The organism is Methanoculleus sp. UBA413, assembly GCF_002502935.1.
Lineage (GTDB): Archaea > Halobacteriota > Methanomicrobia > Methanomicrobiales > Methanoculleaceae > Methanoculleus > Methanoculleus bourgensis.
On record NZ_DAQR01000006.1, the window covers coordinates 3,158 to 8,337 of the forward strand.

Annotated in this window: 4 protein-coding genes; 1 reads left to right on the forward strand and 3 read right to left on the reverse strand. The window is 59.3% G+C overall.

Features of this window, described 5'->3' with window-relative positions:
- Positions 1–333 precede the first annotated feature (333 nt).
- Together BP858_RS00605 and BP858_RS00610 are read right to left on the reverse strand one after the other, a co-directional pair.
- Positions 334–882 carry a type IV pilin gene (locus BP858_RS00605; protein WP_286878562.1) on the reverse strand — a complete coding sequence of 183 codons (549 nt, stop codon included), beginning with the start codon at positions 880–882 and terminating at the stop codon, positions 334–336.
- 19 nt (positions 883–901) lie between these two features.
- The gene (locus tag BP858_RS00610; protein ID WP_238320305.1) at positions 902–1,246 is read right to left on the reverse strand and encodes a hypothetical protein; all 345 of its coding nucleotides are present in this window, start codon (positions 1,244–1,246) and stop codon (positions 902–904) included.
- A 709-nt stretch (positions 1,247–1,955) separates the two neighbouring features.
- Between BP858_RS00610 and BP858_RS00615 the strand changes: the two genes are divergently transcribed.
- Positions 1,956–2,894: an ornithine cyclodeaminase family protein gene (locus tag BP858_RS00615; protein WP_074175619.1), complete on the forward strand. Its 939-nt coding sequence runs from the start codon at positions 1,956–1,958 to the stop codon at positions 2,892–2,894.
- Between the two features lie 757 nt (positions 2,895–3,651).
- Here the strand turns inward: BP858_RS00615 and tes are convergent.
- The gene (gene tes, locus BP858_RS00620) at positions 3,652–5,121 is read right to left on the reverse strand and encodes a tetraether lipid synthase Tes (protein WP_286878563.1); all 1,470 of its coding nucleotides are present in this window, start codon (positions 5,119–5,121) and stop codon (positions 3,652–3,654) included.
- Positions 5,122–5,180: the final 59 nt, after the last annotated feature.

Consider the following 5,180-nt stretch of genomic DNA (forward strand, 5'->3'; position numbering starts at 1 on the left):
GCGATTCCCACCACGGTCCACTCCCGGGCTCGCCCGGGGAATAGGTCGTGTTCATGTGTACCATTGCCTCACGCAAGCGGTCGGCGATCCTCACCAGAACCGCAAAATAAGATGAAATGCTCCACTAGTGGACTATTGCACCTAATATTTCCATGTGATTGTTGCGTCACGCGAAGGCGCGAAGGACGCGAAGTTCGGTTTCTGGACGATATGGTCCCCTTCGCGCTCTTCGCGTGAGACCGGCGATCACTCCCACACACCCTCAAGGTAAGATGAAATGCTCCACTAGGAGCGTGCAAGCAGAAATACGTGGTCTTTATGGACGGTCCCCCCTCATGCCACCACCGTGTGCTTTGAGATCACCTTCTCCGTCTTTTTATCTATGATCTCTACGGTAACCTTTACGCCCGGGATAAGGGTGCCATCAGTGAGATCCACCTCCATCTCCTCGCCCGGGTTCCAGTATGGGGTGCGGCAGCCCTCATCCCTGAGATACCGTACCCCATCATGGTGCGACTTGATGAGGAGGTAGCCGTTCAGGGTCTGGACGATGGCGGCCAGCTGGCCGTTCCGGTAGAAGACTGCCCTCAGGTCATCGTTCTTGTAGACCGTGCTGCCGTTGTTGAGGAGAAAGACCCTGCTTGCATACGTCAGTTCCCCGGTCTCGGTGCTGGTGTGGATGATGTCGGTGATGATGACTGGGGGCTGCGGCGGCTCCGCCCACGACCAGGAGGGGATCATCGCAAGCAGCATCAGCAGGAGAAGGGCGGCGAGGATGATGGTGAGGGCGACCATCAGGAGTGTGGCGTGCGTATGTGAAAGCGCGCGTTCATCCCCGGCGATGCGGTGCACGGGGGACGCTGGCGAGCGCGCCTTCCTCATGGGACCAGACGACCGGACCCTAATACGGCATCCCGTACCACTGCACGAGGTTCCGGTACCGGTCCGGTCCCCTGCCCATACCCTGTATCTCGTTCCATCTGGCGGCGTCGGTGTGCTCCCGCCAGACTCCCTCAAAGGAGTCGCCCCTGCAGGCATCAAGCCGGATCAGGCCCGGTGTGCCCGGCGGCCGGGCGATCAATGTCCTTACCGACGAGAAGAGATCACACGGCCCGCCGTTCAGGTGGAGCACCGGGTTTTGCTGCCGTGAGCCTGGATCTCTGCACCGCTCGTATGCTGCATTCCTGACCCGTTTTGGGGGATCCCGAAGCTCCGCCCGTGCAGGCCGGTTACGTTCGCTGGACATTCACGTTAATGATAAATTAATCAAATCAATTATAAACATTACGAAATAAACCCCGAACATAAGGGGGATTAAATGAAATATTATTCAATAATCCTGGCGGTAACGAAATTACTGGGCCATTAGATCTAAAATTTCCCATGAAATTCACCTCAATTTGTCGAGTGGGGGGATCATGGCTGGTATGAAAAACACCCCATAGGTATGCAGAGCATCCGCTAGAACAAACCACTGTTACCGATACGGGCGGGCCACCGCCGTTTTTCATGCTCATCTATGAGCCGAAGGCTCATGGCGCGCTTTCTTACGGGGGGAGGGAGCGCGCTCCCACCCCGAAGGCGACCCGACGCACGAACTCCCCCACCTCGCCCGCACATTCGGTGCTCCAAAACACGACTTCCCGGCGGCTATCGTCCTTCGGGATTTTCATCGGTTGCACCTGTGACCGAAACGGCCTCATAGGCGTTCTGGGACGACCTCCTGTTGTTTTTCAGGGGACCGCCCGTCTCCGGTGGACTGCGGCTTACGGTGCGGCGCTTCAGCATCTGCCATTCCCGGGAACTCTCAGGCAAGCGGGGGATTTGCCGTTCAGCCCCTTTGCACCAACAGGTTAATCTCCCTGCCGGGCCGGAGGGAGGTGCATGTATACCTGTACCCTGCCGGGGGCATGGCTGCATGCATTCCTTCCCGGCCGTCACGGGGTGATCGATTCATGAGATACTATCCGGTTCATTCCGGATACCCGTCTTACGCCGAGGTGAACAGGGCGATTGAGGCGGTGTTTGCGGAGCACGGGAGAGGAAATGTCCAGATGCCTGCAAAGGTCTACGTGACGTTCGTCGGAGACGGGGATTTCAGGACGATGCCGGCCTACCTCCCGGCACTCGGGCTTGCCGGGGTGAAGATCGTCAACGTCAACCCGCAAAACCGCGCGCGAGGCCTTCCTACCGTCATGGCGCTCACAGTGATCATCGATGTTGAGACCGGCGCCCCAGAGGCAATCATCAACGCCACTGAACTCACGGCGATGCGCACCGGGGCGGCAGGCGCCGTGGCGGCGAGGTATCTCGCACCCCGGCAAACCGTCACCCTCGGCGTCGTAGGGGCCGGGCGACAGGCGGCGGCCCTGTTCGAGGCGATGGATGCGGCGCTCGAGGTGACCGAGATCCTGGTCTGGAGCAGGACAGAGAAGAGTGCGGAGGCGTTTGTGGCACGTTACGCGGATTACAACGCCCGGGGCGTCAGTCTTGAACGTGCCTGCGACTGCGATATCCTGACCACGACCACGCCGTCAAGAGAGCCGCTTGTGATGGCGGAGTGGATCCACGAGGGGACGCATATCAATGCGATCGGCGCCGACGCGCCCGGCAAACAGGAACTGGACCCTGAACTCCTGCTGAAGGCGGAAGTATTCGTCGACGACCGCTGCCAGGCGATCCATTCAGGTGAGATCAATGTGCCGATAACAACCGGCCGTTACGACCCCGCTCGAATCGCAGGAACCCTCGGCGAGGTCGTCACCGGACAGAAGGGGCGGTCATCCCCTGGCGCCATCACGATATTCGACTCCACGGGACTTGCCATACAGGATCTCGCCATCGCCGCGCTCGCCATCCAGAACGGTGACGGCTACGAACTCCCGTTTCCGTGAGCGGCACCACAAACGCCATCCCGCCACCAGTGGGCTATTTCACCTTATTTCGCGGGTTCCGGTGCAGATCACCATCCTCTCGCGGAAAGCCGCGCGGGAGCATTCATGGGCCAGAGCGAGAGGCTGCACACAGGAACGCGACCTATTCCCCGGGCTCGCCCGGGCAGTGGACCGTGGTGGCTATCACCCCGGGGGGTGGGGGCAGGGGAGGGGGCTCGCCTCCTCCCCGCACAAGCCGGACCCGGGGCACGATGGAGCAGAGCAGGGAAGCCTCCCGGGGAGGTCTTCATGGACAATAGTAGATGAAATGCTCCACTAGTGGACCGTTTCACCTTATGTTGCGGGTCCTGATGCGGGGCGAGCGATCGCCACCTCACGCGAAGACGCGAAGAACGCGAAGGGGACTCTGCCGCCCAGCAACCGAACTTCGCGGCTTCGCGCCCTTCGCGTGAGATGGTATTGCATGGACAATATTAGATGAAATGATACACTAGTGGACCGTTTCACCTTATGTTGCGGGTCCTGGTACAGATCACCACCTCACGCGCTCTCGCGCGAAGGACGGTTGCTGGACGGTACAGTCCCCTTCGCGCGCTCTCGCGTGCTTCCACATGACACAACAACCGTATGGACAAGAGTAGATGCACCGATCCACCAGCGCTGACGGCCGCAACACCCGTTGAGGGCATCACCGAATCTGGGAGAGAAAAAAGATTGGGGAGAGGGCGGGATCTCATCCCCGGCGTATGATGGGCTGTTACTCGTCTTTCTGAGGTTGAGCGAAGGCTTTCCAGACCTGCTCCCGGTAGACCGGACCGCTGTTGTAGGTGCAGAACGGGATCAGGCGGCCGTCGGGAGTCGCATAGTGGATACAGCACCGTTGCACCCGGCAAAGATCGTAGTTGTAGGCGTCCATGAAGTGCATCGTGCCGATGAAGAGGGCGTTCCAGTGGAACTCACGCAGTGCCTCGAAATCCTGCAGCACAAGAGTTTTACCGATCAGTTTCAGGAACTCTGCCGTATTCTTCTGCTCCGCCTTCCTCGTGGAGTTGTAGAGATCCTTGACGCCCTCGACAAGGGTCATATATTTGTTGATCGACCCGCCCTTCGCGAGTTTGGTCGCCATCTTCTCAACCGACTCAAAGAACGCGTCGACATCCACCATCTTGTTGACCGGGACCATCCCCTCATCGGTGACAAAGACATAGGTCGCCGCACCGCAGTGCTGGTGCGTGGTGAACGTAACCTGGGGTTTGCCTGTATACGCCTCGACCAGCCTCGATATCGGGACGACACAGGGCACCGGGTAGAAGTGTTCTTTCTTGATAACCCCATCAGTCTGCTCCTCAATCCGCTCCGCAAGTTCCGGGATGGTGATGCGCTCTTTCCTGACATCATCCTCGCTTGCAGCACCGGTGAACGCCACCGGCTGGAAGTTGACGCCCCGGATGGTCTTGATATGCTCTGCGGCATACTTGATGATGGCGCCCACCTCGTGGTCGTTCCTGCCGTTGATGACCGTGGGCACCAGCACCACCCCCATGCCGATCTTCTCGCAGTTCGCTATGGCCCGCCGGTCGCTTGCGAGTTTCGAGTTGGTCTTTGGGGTTATACCGTCGAAGTGCAGGTAGACGGTGGAGAGCCCCGCCTCCTTCAGTTCAGCGATGTAGTCGGGGTCCTGCGCGATCCTGATACCGTTTGTCGCGACCTGCACCTGGTAGAGCCCGAGTTCTTTCGCTTTCCTGATAAGCTCAGGAAGGTCGTCGCGCATCGTCGGTTCACCGCCGGAGAACTGGACGGCGGGAACCGGCACCGGCTTCTCCGCGCGCAGCATGCGCATCATATCGACGACCTGATCAAAGGTCGGTTCGTAGACGTAGCCGCATGCCCGCGCGTTCGCAAAACAGAAGTCGCAGTTAAGGTTACACCGGTTCGTCAGGTCGATATTGGCAAGCAGCGTCGTTGACCGGTGATTTGGACAGATGCCGCAATCGTTCGGGCACCCGGCCGGTGAAGCGGCCTTCTGGGGGTTCAAAACCCCGCTTCCGATGCACTCATAGGCATCAAACCTCCGGTACATCTCGGCGTCCGACCAGTAGAGGGCGCGGGACGTGCCGTGATCTGGGCAGGTACGGACCAGCCAGACCTTTCCCTCCTCCTCGACGATATCGGCGTCAAGCACGCTACCGCACGTAGGACAGAGGCTCTTTGTCTTCTTTATCAGCATTCTCTCACCTGTGCCCATCATTCATTCGTATCTCATATTTGGTAACGTCTCAGATCTTC

What these genes read in the sequence shown, in the direction of transcription:
- BP858_RS00605 (WP_286878562.1), bottom strand. Translation starts at nt 882, where the DNA reads ATGAGGAAGGCGCGCTCGCCAGCGTCCCCCGTGCACCGCATCGCCGGG.
- tes (WP_286878563.1), bottom strand. Translation starts at nt 5,121, where the DNA reads ATGCTGATAAAGAAGACAAAGAGCCTCTGTCCTACGTGCGGTAGCGTG.
- BP858_RS00610 (WP_238320305.1), bottom strand. Translation starts at nt 1,246, where the DNA reads ATGTCCAGCGAACGTAACCGGCCTGCACGGGCGGAGCTTCGGGATCCC.
- BP858_RS00615 (WP_074175619.1), top strand. Translation starts at nt 1,956, where the DNA reads ATGAGATACTATCCGGTTCATTCCGGATACCCGTCTTACGCCGAGGTG.